The 15,100-nt window shown below is 72.5% G+C and carries 12 protein-coding genes and 1 tRNA gene; 11 read left to right on the top strand and 2 right to left on the bottom strand.

What is annotated here, in order from left to right:
- From UWG_RS0114885 to UWG_RS0114855, 7 genes are all read left to right on the top strand, one after another.
- On the top strand, window positions 1–509 hold a 509-nt coding region (locus UWG_RS0114885; protein ID WP_016908016.1), incomplete at its 5' end, for a hypothetical protein.
- Window positions 506–1,456, top strand: a complete 951-nt coding sequence (locus UWG_RS0114880) for a sugar phosphate isomerase/epimerase family protein (RefSeq protein WP_029391462.1) — start codon at window positions 506–508, stop codon at window positions 1,454–1,456. The genes UWG_RS0114885 and UWG_RS0114880, both read left to right, overlap by 4 nt.
- Window positions 1,450–2,085: an EboA domain-containing protein gene (locus UWG_RS0114875; protein WP_016908014.1), complete on the top strand. Its 636-nt coding sequence runs from the start codon at window positions 1,450–1,452 to the stop codon at window positions 2,083–2,085. Before UWG_RS0114880 ends, UWG_RS0114875 begins: the two co-directional genes overlap by 7 nt.
- A complete protein-coding gene (locus UWG_RS0114870) occupies window positions 2,085–2,945 on the top strand; it encodes a TatD family hydrolase (protein WP_016908013.1) in 861 nt (286 codons plus the stop codon). The genes UWG_RS0114875 and UWG_RS0114870 overlap by 1 nt, the downstream gene beginning before the upstream one ends.
- Window positions 2,946–2,955: 10 nt before the next feature.
- Window positions 2,956–4,134 (top strand): metabolite traffic protein EboE, encoded by a 1,179-nt coding sequence (gene eboE / locus UWG_RS0114865; RefSeq protein ID WP_016908012.1) that lies wholly within the window; start codon window positions 2,956–2,958, stop codon window positions 4,132–4,134.
- Window positions 4,131–5,537 (top strand): alkaline phosphatase family protein, encoded by a 1,407-nt coding sequence (locus tag UWG_RS0114860; RefSeq protein WP_016908011.1) that lies wholly within the window; start codon window positions 4,131–4,133, stop codon window positions 5,535–5,537. Before eboE ends, UWG_RS0114860 begins: the two co-directional genes overlap by 4 nt.
- Window positions 5,534–6,631 (top strand): sugar phosphate isomerase/epimerase family protein, encoded by a 1,098-nt coding sequence (locus tag UWG_RS0114855; RefSeq protein ID WP_016908010.1) that lies wholly within the window; start codon window positions 5,534–5,536, stop codon window positions 6,629–6,631. Before UWG_RS0114860 ends, UWG_RS0114855 begins: the two co-directional genes overlap by 4 nt.
- Before the next feature lie 101 nt (window positions 6,632–6,732).
- On the opposite strand, the gene UWG_RS0114850 is transcribed toward UWG_RS0114855, so the two are convergent.
- On the bottom strand, window positions 6,733–8,010 hold the full coding sequence (locus UWG_RS0114850; RefSeq protein ID WP_029391461.1) for a DUF2254 domain-containing protein: 1,278 nt from the start codon (window positions 8,008–8,010) through the stop codon (window positions 6,733–6,735).
- 177 nt (window positions 8,011–8,187) lie between these two features.
- On the opposite strand from UWG_RS0114850, the gene UWG_RS0114845 reads away from it, so the two are divergent.
- Window positions 8,188–8,273 (top strand) — tRNA-Leu (locus UWG_RS0114845).
- A 591-nt stretch (window positions 8,274–8,864) separates the two neighbouring features.
- Here UWG_RS0114845 and UWG_RS0114840 read toward each other — a convergent pair.
- Window positions 8,865–10,049: an alcohol dehydrogenase catalytic domain-containing protein gene (locus UWG_RS0114840; protein WP_016908008.1), complete on the bottom strand. Its 1,185-nt coding sequence runs from the start codon at window positions 10,047–10,049 to the stop codon at window positions 8,865–8,867.
- Window positions 10,050–10,431: 382 nt separating this feature from the next.
- Between UWG_RS0114840 and UWG_RS0114835 the strand changes: the two genes are divergently transcribed.
- Genes UWG_RS0114835 through UWG_RS0114825 form a run of 3 tightly spaced genes read left to right on the top strand, consistent with a single transcriptional unit; the run spans window position 10,432 to window position 15,059 of the window.
- The gene (locus tag UWG_RS0114835; protein ID WP_016908007.1) at window positions 10,432–11,748 is read left to right on the top strand and encodes an MFS transporter; all 1,317 of its coding nucleotides are present in this window, start codon (window positions 10,432–10,434) and stop codon (window positions 11,746–11,748) included.
- Between the two features lie 48 nt (window positions 11,749–11,796).
- Window positions 11,797–12,969, top strand: coding sequence for an L-rhamnose isomerase (gene rhaI, locus UWG_RS0114830; protein WP_016908006.1), 1,173 nt, complete (start codon window positions 11,797–11,799; stop codon window positions 12,967–12,969).
- 47 nt (window positions 12,970–13,016) lie between these two features.
- Window positions 13,017–15,059, top strand: a complete 2,043-nt coding sequence (locus UWG_RS0114825; RefSeq protein ID WP_016908005.1) for a bifunctional rhamnulose-1-phosphate aldolase/short-chain dehydrogenase — start codon at window positions 13,017–13,019, stop codon at window positions 15,057–15,059.
- Window positions 15,060–15,100 lie beyond the last annotated feature (41 nt).

Below are 15,100 nucleotides of genomic sequence, written 5' to 3'. Positions count from 1 at the left end.
CGGCCCGCGGGCTCGACCTGCTGCTGGGCGCCGCGGCCACTGCCCGCGGGCCCGGGATGCGGCGGGCGCTCGGCCCCGCGGGACTGCTCTCGGTGCACACGCTCGCGGTGACCGGAGTCTCCCGCGAGGAGACGCAGGGCGGTTCCGCCAAGGCGCCGCTGCTCGCGCTCGGCACCGTGGCCGGCGTTGCCGCGGTCGCGGGCAGAAGGCGTCAACACCCGCCGAGTACAGGTGGCTTGAGCGGCGCGGGCCGCTCCGCTCGCTGGGTCGCCACGTCGGCCCAGGCCGCCGCCGGGCTCTACGGGGCCGCGGCGGCACGCCCGTTGGCGCACGCCGCGCTCAACCCGTCGCCGCCGCTGGTGCAGCGCGCGGTGGGCGGCGGCATCCGCGCCATGATCCCGCTACAGGCCGCGCTCGCCGCCAGGACCGGCGCCTGGCGGACGGCCCTGCCGCTGCTCGGCCTCCTCCCCCTCTCCCGCCGGCTCTCCAGAAAGGTGAGCCCCACGTGAGCACTCCCCCTCGCACCGAACCCCGCCCCACCCGACGGCGGTTGAGGTACGCCTACGGCACCAACGGCCTCACCGACCTGCGGCTCCCCGACGCACTCGCACTCCTCGCCGACCTCGGCTACGACGGCGTCGGCCTCACCCTCGACCACATGCACCTCGACCCGGAGACCCCCGGCCTCGCCCGCCGCACCGCCGAGGTGGCCGCCCTGCTGGAGCGGCACGGGCTCACCGCCACGGTCGAGACCGGCGCCCGCTACGTCCTCGACGCGCGCCGCAAGCACCACCCCACCCTCCTCGACGCGGACGCCGACGCGCGCGCCCGGCGAACCGCCCTTCTGCTCAAGGCAGTCCGCGTCGCCGGGGACCTCGGCGCCCACGCCGTGCACTGTTTCAGCGGCGTCCTGCCGGAGGGCGACCCCGAGCACCTCGGCTGGCAGCGGCTCGTCGACGGCATCGGCACCGTCCTCGCCCCCGCGCAGGCGCTCGGGGTGCCGCTCGCCGTCGAACCCGAACCCGGCCACCTCCTCGGCGACCTCGCAGGGTTCCACCGGCTCCGCGACGGGCTCGGCGACCCGCCGGGGCTCGGCCTCACGCTCGACCTCGGGCACTGCCTCTGCCTGGAGCCGCAGACCCCCGCCGAGTGCGTCGCCGCAGCCCGGCCCTGGCTGCGGCACGTGCAGATCGAGGACATGCGCCGCGGAGTGCACGAGCATCTCCCCTTCGGCGAGGGCGAGATGGACCTGCCGCCCGTGCTCGCCGCCCTCCGCGAGGCGGAGTACACCGGGCTCGTCACCGTGGAGCTGCCCCGCGACTCGCACGCCGGGCCCCGCCTCGCCGCCGAGTCCCTCCACGCCCTCACCGACGCCGAATCCGCGTCCGCGCAGCCGGGACCGGTGCGCGGCCCCGCCGTGTCCGCCGCGGCCGGAGGGAGGCGCCGACCGTGCTGACGCCGCTCGCGACCCTGCGCACCGCCCTCGAACTGCGCCTCGACGCCGCGGCCCGTACGTGGCTGCACACCGCCCTCTCCGACGCACGCGAGGGGGAGGAGAGCCAACTGCCGCGGTGGGAGCGGCACTTCGCCGCCGCCGGACGCCGGTGCGCCACCGCGGAAGGCCCCGCGCACCACCTGCCCGCCACCGACGCCGCCCGGATACTCCTCCTCCACGCCGCCGGCGTCGACGCCGACACCGCGACGCGCCTCTACCGCGAGGGCACCGCCGACGAACGCCGCGCCGTCCTCCACGCGCTGCCCCACCTCGACCTCGGCGACGCGGGGCTTCCCCTCGTGGCCGACGCACTGCGCACCAACGACACACGGCTCGTCGCCGCGGCCGTCGGGCCGTACGCGGCCGAACGCCTCGACGCGCACGCCTGGCGCCACGCCATCCTCAAGTGCCTCTTCACGCAGGTGCCGCTGAGCGCCGTCGCCGAACTGCCGGCACGCGCAGCAGGCGACACCGAACTCGCCCGCATGCTGCGCGACTTCGCACGGGAGCGCACCGCCGCGGGACGCCCCGTACCGGAAGACCTCCACCGCGCCCTGGCCCTTGCCGAATCCCCCTCCGAGGAGTCCTGATGCGCATCTTCGACCCGCACATCCACATGACCTCGCGCACCACGGACGACTACCGCGCGATGCACGCGGCCGGCGTCCGCGCGCTCGTCGAGCCGTCGTTCTGGCTGGGTCAGCCCCGCACCTCTCCCGAGTCCTTCTACGACTACTTCGACGCCCTCATCGGCTGGGAACCCTTCCGCGCCTCCCAGTTCGGCATCGCCCACCACTGCACGCTCGCGCTCAACCCCAAGGAGGCCAACGACCCCCGCTGCGCCCCCGTCCTCGACGCGCTGCCGCGGTACCTGCTCAAGGACGGCGTCGTCGCCGTGGGAGAGATCGGCTACGACTCGATGACGCCGGAGGAGGACGAGGCGCTCGCCCGGCAACTCGAGCTGGCGGCCGAGTTCGAGCTACCGGCCCTCGTCCACACCCCGCACCGGGACAAGGCCGCCGGCCTGGCGCGTACCGTCGACGTCGTCCGCGAGTCCCGACTCGCCCCCGAACGCGTCGTGTTGGACCACCTCAACGAGACCACGGTGGACGCGGCGGCGGAGAGCGGCTGCTGGCTCGGCTTCTCCATCTACCCCGACACCAAGATGGACCCGGACCGCATGGTCCGCATCCTGCGGCGCCACGGCACGGAGCGCGTCCTCGTCAACTCCGCCGCCGACTGGGGCCACAGCGATCCGCTGAAGACCCGGCAGACCGCTGACGCCATGCTCGCGGACGGCTTCACCGAGGAGGACGTCGAGCGCGTCCTGTGGCACAACCCGGTGGCGTTCTACGGGCAGAGCGGCCGGCTCGCGCCCGAACTCGCCGCCGACGCACCGGCCTACGGCGCCTCCCACGCGGGCAACTCCGTGCTGCGCGGCGGGGAATGAGGAAGCGGGCATGCGATTCCGCCACCCCGACGGCTCGACCGTCCACGTCTCCTACTGCACCAACGTCCACGCCGCCGAGGACTTCGAAGGTGTCCTGCGCCAACTCGTCGACTACGCCGAGCCGGTGCGCCGACGCCTCCACCGGGACCGGCTCGGCATCGGGCTGTGGCTCGCACGCAGCGCCGCCCGCACGCTCAGCGAGGACCCGGGGACCGTCCGCACCCTCAGGACGGCGCTGGAGTCGGCAGGACTCGAGGTCGTCACACTCAACGGCTTCCCCTACCAGGGGTTCGGCGACGACCGCGTCAAATACCGTGTCTACCGGCCCGATTGGACCGAACGCGCCCGCCTCGACCACACCACGGACCTCGCCCGCCTCCTCAGCTCGCTGCTGCCCGAGGACGTCACCGAGGGCACGATCTCGACCCTCCCGCTCGCCTGGCGCACCGAGTTCGGACCCGAGGCGCGCACCGCTGCCCTCGCCAACCTGAGCACCCTCGCCCAACGCCTCGACGCGCTAAAAGAGTTGACCGGGCGCGCCGTCCGCGTCGGACTCGAACCCGAGCCCGGGTGCACGGTCGAGACGACGGCGGACGCCGTCGACGCGCTCACCGGGCCCGAGGCGCCCCCGCACCACCGAGTCGGCGTCTGCCTCGACACCTGCCACCTCGCCGCCGGGTTCGAGGACCCCGACACCTCGCTCGACGCGCTCGGCGAGGCCGGGATACCGCTCGTCAAGTGCCAGCTCTCAGCGGCACTCCACGCCGAGCACCCGGCCCTGCCCGGGGTGCGGGCCGCCCTCGCCGACTTCGCCGAACCGCGCTTCCTCCACCAGACCCGCGCCCTGACCCCCGCAGGACTGCGCTACCGGGACGACCTGGGCGAGGCGCTCGCGCCCGGCGCCCTGCCCACCGCCGGTCCCTGGCGGTCGCACTTCCACGTCCCGCTCCACGCGCCGCTCGCGCCGCCGCTCACCGCCACCCTCGGCGAACTGCGCCGCGCACTCGCCCGGTTGGTCGGCGGGCCCGTGCCGCTCACCCACCACCTGGAAGTGGAGACCTACACCTGGCAGGCCCTCCCCGCCGCGCTGCGCCCGCAGAACAGGGCCCAACTCGCCGACGGCATCGCAGCGGAGCTCGGCGTCGCCCGCGAACTCCTCACCGAACTCGGCCTGAAGGAGCTGCCGTGACCCCCACCCCGAACCCGCTCCTCGTCCTCGACGTCGTCGGCCTCACCCCCGCGCTGCTGCGGCACATGCCGCGGCTGCGGGCCCTCGGCGACTCCGGCAGCAGCACCCCGCTCCGCACGGTCCTGCCCGCCGTCACCTGCGCCGCCCAGTCGACGTTCCTCACCGGCGAACTCCCGTCCCAGCACGGCATCGTGGGCAACGGCTGGTACTTCCGCGAGCTCGGCGACGTCCTCCTGTGGCGGCAGCACAACCGGCTCGTCTCCGGTGAGAAGCTGTGGGACGCCGCCCGCGAGCGCCACCCCGGCTACACCGTCGCCAACGTCTGCTGGTGGTACGCGATGGGCGCCGACACCGACTGGACGGTCACCCCCCGCCCCGTCTACTACGCCGACGGCCGCAAGGAGCCCGACTGCTACACCCGCCCGCCCGAACTCCACGACGAACTCACCGCGGAGCTGGGCACGTTCCCCCTCTTCCACTTCTGGGGCCCGGGCGCCGACCTCGTCTCCTCCCGGTGGATCATCGATGCCACCCGCCACCTCCTGCGCACCCGGCGCCCCGACCTCGCCCTCGCCTACGTCCCGCACCTCGACTACGACCTCCAGCGGTACGGCCCCGACGACCCCCGCTCCCACCGCGCCGCCACCGAACTCGACGCAGAACTCGGCCCGTTGCTCGACCAGGCGGCCGAGGAGGACCGCACCGTCGTCGTCCTCTCCGAGTACGGCATCACGCGCGTACGCCGGCACGTCCACCTCAACCGCACCCTGCGCCGTGCCGGACTGCTGGAGGTGCACACCCAGGACGGGATGGAGTACCTCGACCCCTGGACCTCGCGCGCCTTCGCCGTCGCCGACCACCAGATCGCGCACATCTACGTACGCGACCCCGCGGACCTCCCGCTCGTCCGCGAGGCCCTCGCCGACCACCCCGGCGTCGACCAACTCCTCGACGAGAGCGGCAAGAAGGCGCACGGGCTCGACCATCCGCGTGCGGGCGAACTCGTCGCCGTCGCCGCACCCGACGCCTGGTTCACCTACTACTACTGGCTCGACGACGCCCGCGCCCCCGACTTCGCGCGCCTCGTGGAGATCCACAAGAAGCCCGGCTACGACCCCGTCGAACTCTTCATGGACCCCCTCGACCCCTACGTGAAGCTCCGCGCCGCCGCCGCCGTCGCACGGAAGAAGGCCGGCATGCGCTACCTCATGAACGTCGTGCCGCTCGACGCCTCACCGATCCGCGGCAGCCACGGCCGCCTCCCCTCGCACCCCGAGGAGGGCCCCGTGCTGCTCTGCTCCCGCCCCGACGCCGTGCCCGCGAGCGGCGCGCCCGACGACCCGTTCCCCGCCACCGAAGTGAAGCGGCTGCTTCTCCGACTCGCCCTGGGAGACTCTCGATGACCCGCAGAATCCGCAACGAGAACCCCGCCCTCGCCCACCGCCTGCGCCGCCGGAACTTCCTCGGCGTCGCTGTCGGCGCCGCCGCCGCGGCCGCGCTGGCGGGGAACGGCGCCGCCCAGGCGGCCCCCGCCGGGCACGGCCACCGCCCGCGGGGGCCGCTCGTCCCGGAGGGACGGCTCGGCATCCAGCTCTACACGCTGCGCGACCAGATCGAGGAGACCGGCTTCGGCCCCGTCTTCGAGGCACTCGCCGAATACGGCTACGACACCGTCGAGTTCGCCGGCTACACGCAGGGCACCGGGAAGATCACCCTGCCGGAGCTGAAGGCGCTCACCGAGTCGCACGGCCTGCGCGGCATCGGCAGCCACGTCGGCTACTACTCCGACGACCCCGGCGACTACACCTTCGCCGGGCAGCTCGACCAAGTCATGGAGGACGCCGCCGAGTTGGGCCTCCCGTACATCGGCACCGCCTCGGGCCCCGACCGGTACGGCAACACCGTGGAGGGCTGGAAGCGCGTCGCCGAGGAGTTCAACACGTACGGCGCGGCCGCCCGCGATCTCGGCATGAAGTTCTACCAGCACAACCACCAGATGGAGTTCGCCTTCGCGGAGGACGACCCCGAGACCCGCCTCTACGACGTCCTCCTCGCCGAGACCGACCCCGAACTCGTCTACCTGGAGATGGACATCTTCTGGGCGTACTGCGGGCAGTACCGCTTCAGCACCCGCCCCGACGGCACGCCCGCGCCCTTCGAGCCGCTCGACTACGTCCTCGCCCAGCCCGACCGCTACCCGCTCTTCCACGTCAAGGACGGTGAGCACGACGGCGATTCGGCCGACGGATACCAGATGGTCGACGTCGGCGACGGCGTCATCGACTACGTCTCCTTCCTCCGCGCCGCCGTCGAGGACGGCGCCGAGTCGGGCCACGAGTATCTCGTGGAACGCGACGACGCCGGCGACCCCGAGCTGAACCCGCCCGGTTCGCTCAACACGGCCGAGCGGTCGGCGGCGTACCTTCTCAAGAACCACCGCCCCGGCCGCCCCGGACATCCGGGCCACGGGCACGGACACGGGCACGGCCGCGGCTGATCCCCGACGCCCCTGCCCGGCACGGCCGTTCGCGAGGGGGCGGGCGTGCCGGGCGGGGGTTCACGCGGTCGAGGCGCGGCTGTGCGGCGTCCGGAAGCGCCTCACCCGATCCCCTGCCGGTCCGCGGTGAGCGCGAAGTCTCGCTCGCCCTCGTCCGCCACCGTCCGAGCCACCGCCTGCTCGAGCAGCTCCAGTTCACGGCGGAGCACCTCCTGCCGGTCGTGCGCCGCCAACCGGAGCAGGTCCTCCAGCGCCGCCCTGAGCCGCCGGGTCACCTGGCTGCGGCCCGCGCCCGCGGGACGGATCTCGGAGAAGGCGAGCTGTACGAGGCCGCGCCAGCCCGGCAGGTCCTGCGCGAGCCGCACGGCACCGGCGCGGTCGCGGTGGAGCATGACGCCGAGCGGGTGGTCGACCGCTGCCGTGAGGAACTCCTGGATGCGGTCGATCGCCTGCACGGCCGTCGTCGGATCGTTGACGGCGGGGGAGAGCGCTTTCAAGGCGATGTCGACGAGCTGCCGCAGCCCGAACCCGATGTCCTGGTGGAACGTCCGCTCCGCACCCGTGTTGAGCGTCCGCAGCACCGCGCGCTCGTCCAGGGCCGATCTCGGCTTTCCGTGCACCGCGAACACGGGGGCGCCGGGCACCAGGTAGTCGCCGATCCGCGGCAGCAGGTGCACGACGACCTGCTGCCGCTGCGCGAGCCGGCACAGCCGCGCCACGTGCACGTCGCGCAGGACCCCCGCGCGCCCGCGGTACGCGAGCGTCCCGGAGACCGGCGCCGTCCGGTCGAAGACCGCGGGCTCCGACCGCAGCGCGAGGATCTTCGCCGCGTCCCGCGAAATCTTCTCGATCACTCGGCTCACCCGCAGCAGCGACACCGTCGTGCTCACGTACGCAACGAACAGCACCAGGCTCACCAACACCAGCGCCACGGCCACCGCGCTCGTGACGAACGGCACCTCGCGGGCCGTCGCCGGGTCACGCGATCCGCCCCCGCCGAGGAACTGGGCCCACAGCGCGAAGACGAAGGTGGCGAGGAACGCGGAGAACGTCGCCTTGGCCGTCCGGTCCCGCACGTAGAGCCGCACCACCCGCTGCGACCACTGCGCCGAGACGATCTGCACGGCGACGAGCGAGATCGAGAACACCACCCCGACGAGCGACAGCATCCCCGCGCCGATCGTCCCCACGACCGCCTCGGCGTTCGCCGTCCAGCCGATGAGACTCCTGATCGCCGTCAGGTCCCTCTGCTCCCGCAACCGCGCGAGCACGGCGTCGTCGACCACCCCGCACACCCCTGCGAGCACCGCGGCCCCCACCAACCCCACGGTGGGAGCGAACCAGAAGGTGTCCCGCAGATGCTCCCGCAGCGACGACAGCGGACGGGGCCGGCGGAGCGCAACCTGCGCGGTCGCGCGATTTACAGAACGGGACGAATCGGTCACTCATCGACGATACGGCGAAAATCCCTGGTGAAGAGCACTCCCAGAGCTTGGTATGGTTTTCCATGTCGCCGCGGGGAGCCCACCGGCTCGGCCGCAAGGTGCGACGCCCAAGTCCGGGTGGCGGAAATGGCAGACGCGCTAGCTTGAGGTGCTAGTGCCCTTTACAGGGCGTGGGGGTTCAAGTCCCCCCTCGGACACGCACCGTACGCACGTGATGTGCAGATGCTTTCGGGCCGTGACTCCAGAGTCACGGTCCTTTTGCTGTGATCGTAGATGAGGGCCGGGCCGGAGGCTTTGTGGAGCGGTGCTTTGGCTCGGGCGCGGCTTGCTGGAGGCTGCCGGCCTGCTGCGGCCGCAGCCCCGTGGCCGCTGCGGCCGTCCGGCTGGTCAGGCCGACCCCCAAGGCAGCGGAAGAGGCTCCCGCGGCCAGGAGCGAACGCCTGGAAACCGACATCCGTGTGCACCTTTCTTGTGGTGGTTTGCACCGGCCGAAAGGCAGTATCCGACTCTTGATCATCAATCGGCGTCAGACGTCACGGAGTGGCGGCTGTGCACCCGAGTGCTCTGTCGACGGGAGCGGGCAGCGGGTGACCCGGCGTCGAGCGCTCCCTGCCGTTCGGGTGCCGGCAACGGCGCCGTACGCGGAGAGGGGCGGCCCACCCTTCGGGCCCGACTTGCCCTCGGGCACAGGGACTTGGCGCCGGAGCATGCCGACGCGGACGTACCGCCGCCCGAGCACGCCGCGGGCCCCGCTCCTCGCTGCGGCCCGTACCCGGCACGTCCGCCGGTCACGGCTTCAGCAGCGTCTTCACCATGCCGTCCCCCTTGCGCTGGAAGGTGCGGTACACCTCGGGTGCGTCCTCCAACGGGAGGCTGTGGGTGGCGAAGCCCTCCACGCCGAGCGGGTCGTCGTCGCCGAGCAGGGGCAGCAGGTCGTCGAGCCAGTGGCGGACGTTGGCCTGGCCCATGCGGAGCTGTATCTGCTTGTCGAAGATTTTCAGCATGGGCAGCGGGTCCATCGCGCCGCCGTAGACGCCGCTCAGCGACACCGTGCCGCCGCGTCGTACGCAGTCGAGGGCCGCTTCGAGCGCGGCCAGGCGGTCGACTCCGCTGCGCTCCATGAGCTTCTGCGCCACGCCCTCCGGCAGCATGCCGATGGCCTGCTGTCCGGCCTGCGCTACGGGCGCGCCGTGCGCCTCCATGCCGACCGCGTCGATCGCCGCGTCGGTGCCGCGACCGTCCGTCGCTTCGCGGACGGCGTCGCCGAGCTTCTTGCCGTGCTCGCGCAAATCCAGCACGTGCACGCCGCGCCGCCTCGCCCGCTCCAGCCGCTCCGGCACGATGTCGACGCCGATCACCTTCGAGGCGCCGCGATGGAGGGCGATCCGGCACGCCATGTCGCCGATCGGGCCGAGGCCGAGGACGGTGACGGTGCCGCCCTCGGGGACGGCCGCGTACGCCACGGCCTGCCACGCGGTCGGCAGCACGTCGGAGAGGTAGACGAACCGCTCGTCGGGCGGGCCGTCCGGGACCTTGATCGGCAGGTGGTTCCCGAACGGGACGCGGAGGAACTCCGCCTGGCCGCCCGGGACTTGGCCGTACAGCTTGCTGTAGCCGAAGAGCGCGGCTCCGGTGCCGCGCTCGTGGTTCTGGGTCGTCTCGCACTGGGAGTGGAGGCCCTGGCCGCACATCCAGCAGGTGCCGCACGAGACGTTGAAGGGCACCACGACGCGGTCGCCGACGGAGAGCTCCGTGACCCCGGGGCCGACCTCCTCGACGATCCCCATCGGTTCGTGGCCGAGGACGTCTCCGGCGTCCATGTAGGGGCCGAGCACCTCGTAGAGGTGGAGGTCCGAGCCGCAGACCCCGCTGGAGGTGACCCGCACGACGACGTCGTCCGCCTCCTGGATGCGCGGGTCGGGGACCGTCTCGACGCGGACGTCGCGTTTCCCCTGCCAGGTCACAGCACGCATACCGCCTCCTAGGCTCGCCGGTCGGCGGCCGGGTGCCCGTGCCCGCGGGCGCGAAACGCGGCCGCGCGGGCGCGGCGGAGTGCGGACCCACGGTGTGACCGGGTGTGCGCGGTGCGTGCGGTCGGATGGTGGGGCTGAGCAACTGTGGGCGGAAGAGCGTGAGTCGACGACTGAGCACCACTTCCCGCTCCGAGGGAAGAAGAGTTGGCCCACCCTCTTGACCCGCCTCCTTTCCGCCGCCATCTTTTATACGTTTCAACGCTCCACCGGCGAAGCCCTCAACGCCCAACTCCTCCCACACGCCTGCCGGTTCGACCCGCCCTGCCCGGCCGAACCGCGCCCCGGCGAGCGCCGTACCCGAACCGTCGACGAAGGAGTCCCGGTGACGTCTCTGGAATCTGCCCCGACCGGCAGACACGGTCCTGACGGCGGCGGGTCGGTCTCGAAGCAGCAGTGGAAGTGGACGGTCCTCGCCGGGATGGCCTCCTACCTCGACGCGGGGTCGATCGTCGCCCTCGGCTCCGGACTCGCCCTCTTCCAGGACCGGTTGGGGCTCTCCGGCACCGCGGTCGGGGTCCTCGCCGCGATCGGGCCCAACGCCATCGGCGCCGCGATCGGGGCGTTCATCGGCGGCCGGCTCGGTGACAAGCTCGGGCGGAAGCGCATCTACCAGTACGACCTCCTCGTCTATGCCGCCGCCATCCTCCTCGTCGCCTTCGCGGCCAACCCGTCGATGCTCTTCGCCGGCACCTTCGTGGTGGGCGTCGCCGTCGGGGCCGACGTGCCGACCTCGCTGGCGCTCGTGGGGGAGCTGTCGCCGTCGAAGGCGCGGGGGAAGCTGCTCGGACTCACCCAGGTCACCTGGAACCTGGGGCCCGTCGTGGTGCTGCTCCTCGCCTTCGCGATGGCGCCGCTCGGCCTCCTCGGCATCCGCATCGTCTTCCTCCATCTCTTCGTCGTGGCGATCGTGACGTATCTGCTGCGCCGCGGCATGACGGAGTCCGTGGTGTGGAAGGCCGCCCGCTCCTCCGGGAGGGCGGCCGGTGCCGGGGTGCGCCACCTGCTGCGCGGGCCGCACCTGCGCGCTCTGGTGTGGACCGGCGGCATCTACCTGACCTGGAACCTCATGGCGGGGACCAACGGGATCTTCACGCCGTACATGGTCAGGACGCTGGGCGCGGGGGGCCAGGCGACGAGCGTCGCGCTCCAGTGCGCGAGCTTCGCGCTCGCCATCGTCGGGACCGTCGCCATCTACATGCGCTTCGCCGACTCCGGGCATCGCCACCGCAGGGTGATGTGGGTGATCGGCGCCTCGATGCAGGTCGCCGCATGGGGGCTCTTCCTCGTGCTGCCTTTCACCGTCCCCGTGATCCTCTGCAACGTGCTGCTCTTCGGCATCGGCCAGACCATGGCCGGCGAGGGCTTCTACAAGACCGTGAGCCAGGAACTCTTCCCCACGATGCTGCGGGGGACGGCGCAGGGAATCACGTTCGGCGTCGCACGGGTCGTGCTCGGGATCTGGTCCTTCTTCGTGCCCGTGCTCGCGGCGACCGGGGTGACGGCGGTGGCGGCGTTCCTCACCGGGTGCCTCGTCGTGTGCGGGGTGCTCGGCTACTTCATGCCGAACACCACGGGGAAGTCGCTCGACGAGATCGAGGCCGAGCGGGACGTCAACCAGCGCACGAGCAGGCCGAGTTGACCCACCGGCCGGAACCAACTGTCATGAATCGATTCACGAAGGAGCGGCATGACGGAACCAGAACTCACGGCGGTGCGGGAGACGTTGCGGAAGCAGGCGATCGAGACCCCGTCGTGGGCATACGGAAACTCCGGAACGCGCTTCAAGGTATTCGCGCAACAAGGCGTCCCCCGGACGCCGTTCGAGAAGGTGGAGGACGCTGCGCAGGTGCACGCGTACACCGGTGCCGCCCCCGTCGTCTCCCTCCACATCCCCTGGGACCGGGTGGCGGACTACGCTGAACTCGCCGCGTACGCACGCAGCCTCGGCGTGCGCATCGGGATGGTCAACGCCAACGTCTTCCAGGACGACGCCTACCGGCTCGGCTCCGTCGCCAACCCCGATCCGGCCGTGCGCCGCCGGGCCGTCGCGCACCTCCTGGAATGCGTCGAGATCATGGCGGCGACGGGCTCGCAGGAGGTGAAGCTGTGGTTCGCCGACGGCACCAACTACCCGGGGCAGGACGACATCGCGGACCGCCAGGGACGGGTCGCCGAAGCGCTGGAGACGGTCTACGCACGGCTCGGCACCGAGCAGCGGCTGATCCTGGAGTACAAGCTCTTCGAGCCGTCCTTCTACACCACCGACGTCCCCGACTGGGGCACCGCCTACGCCCACTGCATGCGCCTGGGGCCGAAGGCGCAGGTGTGCGTCGACACCGGGCACCACGCACCGGGCACCAACATCGAGTTCATCGTCGCGCTCCTCCTCCGGGAGGGAAAACTCGGCGCCTTCGACCTCAACTCCCGCTTCTACGCCGACGACGACCTGATGGCGGGCGCCGCCGACCCGTTCCAACTCTTCCGCCTCATGTACGAGGCCACGCGCAACGGCGGCCTCGACCCGTCGCGCCGGGTGCGCTTCATGCTCGACCAGTGCCACAACATCGAGCCCAAGATCCCGGCCGTGATCCGCTCCGTGATGAACGTCCAGGAAGCGACGGCGAAAGCGCTCCTCGTCGACGCGGACGCGCTCGGCGCGGCCCAGCGCGAGGGCGACGTCCTCGCCGCCAACGCGGCGCTTATGGACGCGTACAACACCGACGTGCGCCCTCTCCTCGCCGACCTCCGAAGCGAGGCGGGCCTCGACCCCGACCCGCTGCGCGCCTACCTCGCCTCGGGACACCAGGAACACCTCGCCGGCCGCCGGGTCGGCGGTCGGCAGTCCGGATGGGGCGCCTGAACGCCCGTGCTCGCGCCCGCAGTCGAGAGAACCGCAGGAGGACGCCCGTGCCCGAGACACCCCCGGACGTAGCCGCGCTCCTGGAGCGCGCGCACACCCTCGGCTCCGACCCGCGCAACACCAACCACGCCGGCGGCAACGCCTCGGTGAAGACGAGCGGGACCGACCCCGTCACGGGCCGCCCGGTGGACCTGCTCTGGGTCAAGGGCTCGGGAGGCGACCTCGCCGCCCTGACCAGGGACGGCCTCGCGGTCCTCCGCCTCGACCGGCTGCGCGCGCTCCCCGGCGTCTACCCGGGCCCCGACCGCGAGGACGAGATGGTGCCGGCGTTCGACCACTGCCTCCACGGCAAGGGCGGCGCCGCCCCGTCGATCGACACCGCGATGCACGCCTTCGTCGGTGCCGCCCACGTCGACCACCTCCACCCGGATTCGGGCCTGGCCCTCGCCTGCGCGGCAGAAGGCGAGAGCCTCACCGCCGAGTGCTTCGGCGACCGGGTGGCGTGGATTCCCTGGCGGCGGCCCGGCTTCCAACTCGGCCTCGACGTCGCCGCGGTGCGGGAGGCGAACCCGCAGGCGGTCGGCGTCGTGCTCGGCGGGCACGGCATCACCGCCTGGGGCGACACCTCCGAGGAGTGCGCACGCAACTCGCTCTGGATGATCCGCACCGCCGAGTCGTTCCTCACCCGGCGGGGACGCCCGCAGCCGTTCGGCTCCGGGCTCGCGGGGTACGGGCCGCTCCCCGCCGCCCGACGCAGGGCGCGCGCCGTCGAGTTGGCGCCCGTCCTCCGCGGCCTGGCCTCGACGGACGGGCTCCGGGTCGGCCATTTCACCGACGCCGCACCGGTGTTGGAGCTGCTGGCGGGCTCCGAGCACCCGCGTCTCACGGCGCTCGGCACCTCCTGCCCCGACCACTTCCTCCGCACGAAGGTCCGTCCGCTCGTCCTCGACCTGCCCGCCGACGCCCCTCTCGACGAGGCGCTCGGACGCCTGCGCACCCTGCACGCCGCCTACCGCGAGGAGTACGCCGCCTACTACGCGAGACACGCGGCGCCCGATTCGCCCGCGATGCGCGGCGCCGATCCCGCCGTCTTCCTCGTGCCTGGCGTCGGCATGTTCTCCTTCGGCAGGGACAAGCAGGCGGCGCGCGTGGCAGGCGAGTTCTACGTCAACGCCGTCCACGCGATGCGCGGCGCCGAATCCGTCTCCACCTACACGCCGATCCCCGAGGCGGAGAAGTTCCGCATCGAATACTGGGCGCTGGAGGAGGAGAAGCTCCGCCGGCTCCCTCCCGCGAAGCCGCTCGCCGGACGGGTCGCGCTGGTGACGGGCGCGGCGTCGGGGATCGGGCGGGCCGTGGCGCGGCGACTCGCCGCCGAGGGCGCCGGCGTCGTCGTGGCGGACCGGGAGGCGGATCGGGCGGCAGCGGTGGCAGGCGAGTCGGGCGGTACCGACCACGCGGTGTCCTTTCCCGTCGACGTCACGAGCGAGGAGCAGGTCACGGCGGCCATCGACGCGGCCGTGCTCGCCTTCGGCGGCGTCGATCTCGTCGTCAACAACGCCGGGGTGTCCCTCTCCAAGCCGCTGTTGGAGACCACCGCGGAGGACTGGGACCGCCAGCACGGCATCATGGCGCGCGGCTCCTTCCTCGTCTCCCGCGAGGCCGCGCGCGTGATGAAGAACCAGGGGCTCGGTGGGGACTTCGTCTACGTCGCTTCGAAGAACTCGGTGGCGGCCGGCCCCGACAACATCGCGTACTCCGCGGCCAAGGCCGACCAGGCTCACCAAGTGCGCCTGCTCGCCGTCGAGTTGGGCGAACACGGCATCCGCGTCAACGGCGTCAACCCGGACGGTGTGGTGCGCGGGTCCGGGATCTTCGCCGGCGGGTGGGGAGCGCGGCGCGCCGCCGTCTACGGCGTCGAGGAGGAAGAGTTGGGCGAGTTCTACGCCCGACGCACCCTGCTCAAGCGCGAGGTGCTGCCGGAGCACGTCGCGGCCGCCGTCTTCGCGCTCACCGGCGGCGACCTCACGCACACGACCGGGCTGCACATCCCCGTCGACGCCGGAGTCGCAGCCGCCTTCCTGCGGTGAGCCGCTCAACACGCCTTGTCCCGCACCGAGTCGGAGGAGCG

This window comes from Streptomyces xiaopingdaonensis (assembly GCF_000262345.1).
GTDB lineage: Bacteria > Actinomycetota > Actinomycetes > Streptomycetales > Streptomycetaceae > Streptomyces > Streptomyces xiaopingdaonensis.
Note: the sequence above shows the minus strand (reverse complement) of the source record. Positions and strands in the feature narration are given on the sequence as shown.

Coding starts and splice junctions, on each gene's coding strand:
- UWG_RS0114870 (WP_016908013.1), top strand. CDS start 2,085: ATGCGCATCTTCGACCCGCACATCCACATGACCTCGCGCACCACGGAC.
- eboE (WP_016908012.1), top strand. CDS start 2,956: ATGCGATTCCGCCACCCCGACGGCTCGACCGTCCACGTCTCCTACTGC.
- UWG_RS0114855 (WP_016908010.1), top strand. CDS start 5,534: ATGACCCGCAGAATCCGCAACGAGAACCCCGCCCTCGCCCACCGCCTG.
- UWG_RS0114840 (WP_016908008.1), bottom strand. CDS start 10,049: ATGCGTGCTGTGACCTGGCAGGGGAAACGCGACGTCCGCGTCGAGACG.
- rhaI (WP_016908006.1), top strand. CDS start 11,797: ATGACGGAACCAGAACTCACGGCGGTGCGGGAGACGTTGCGGAAGCAG.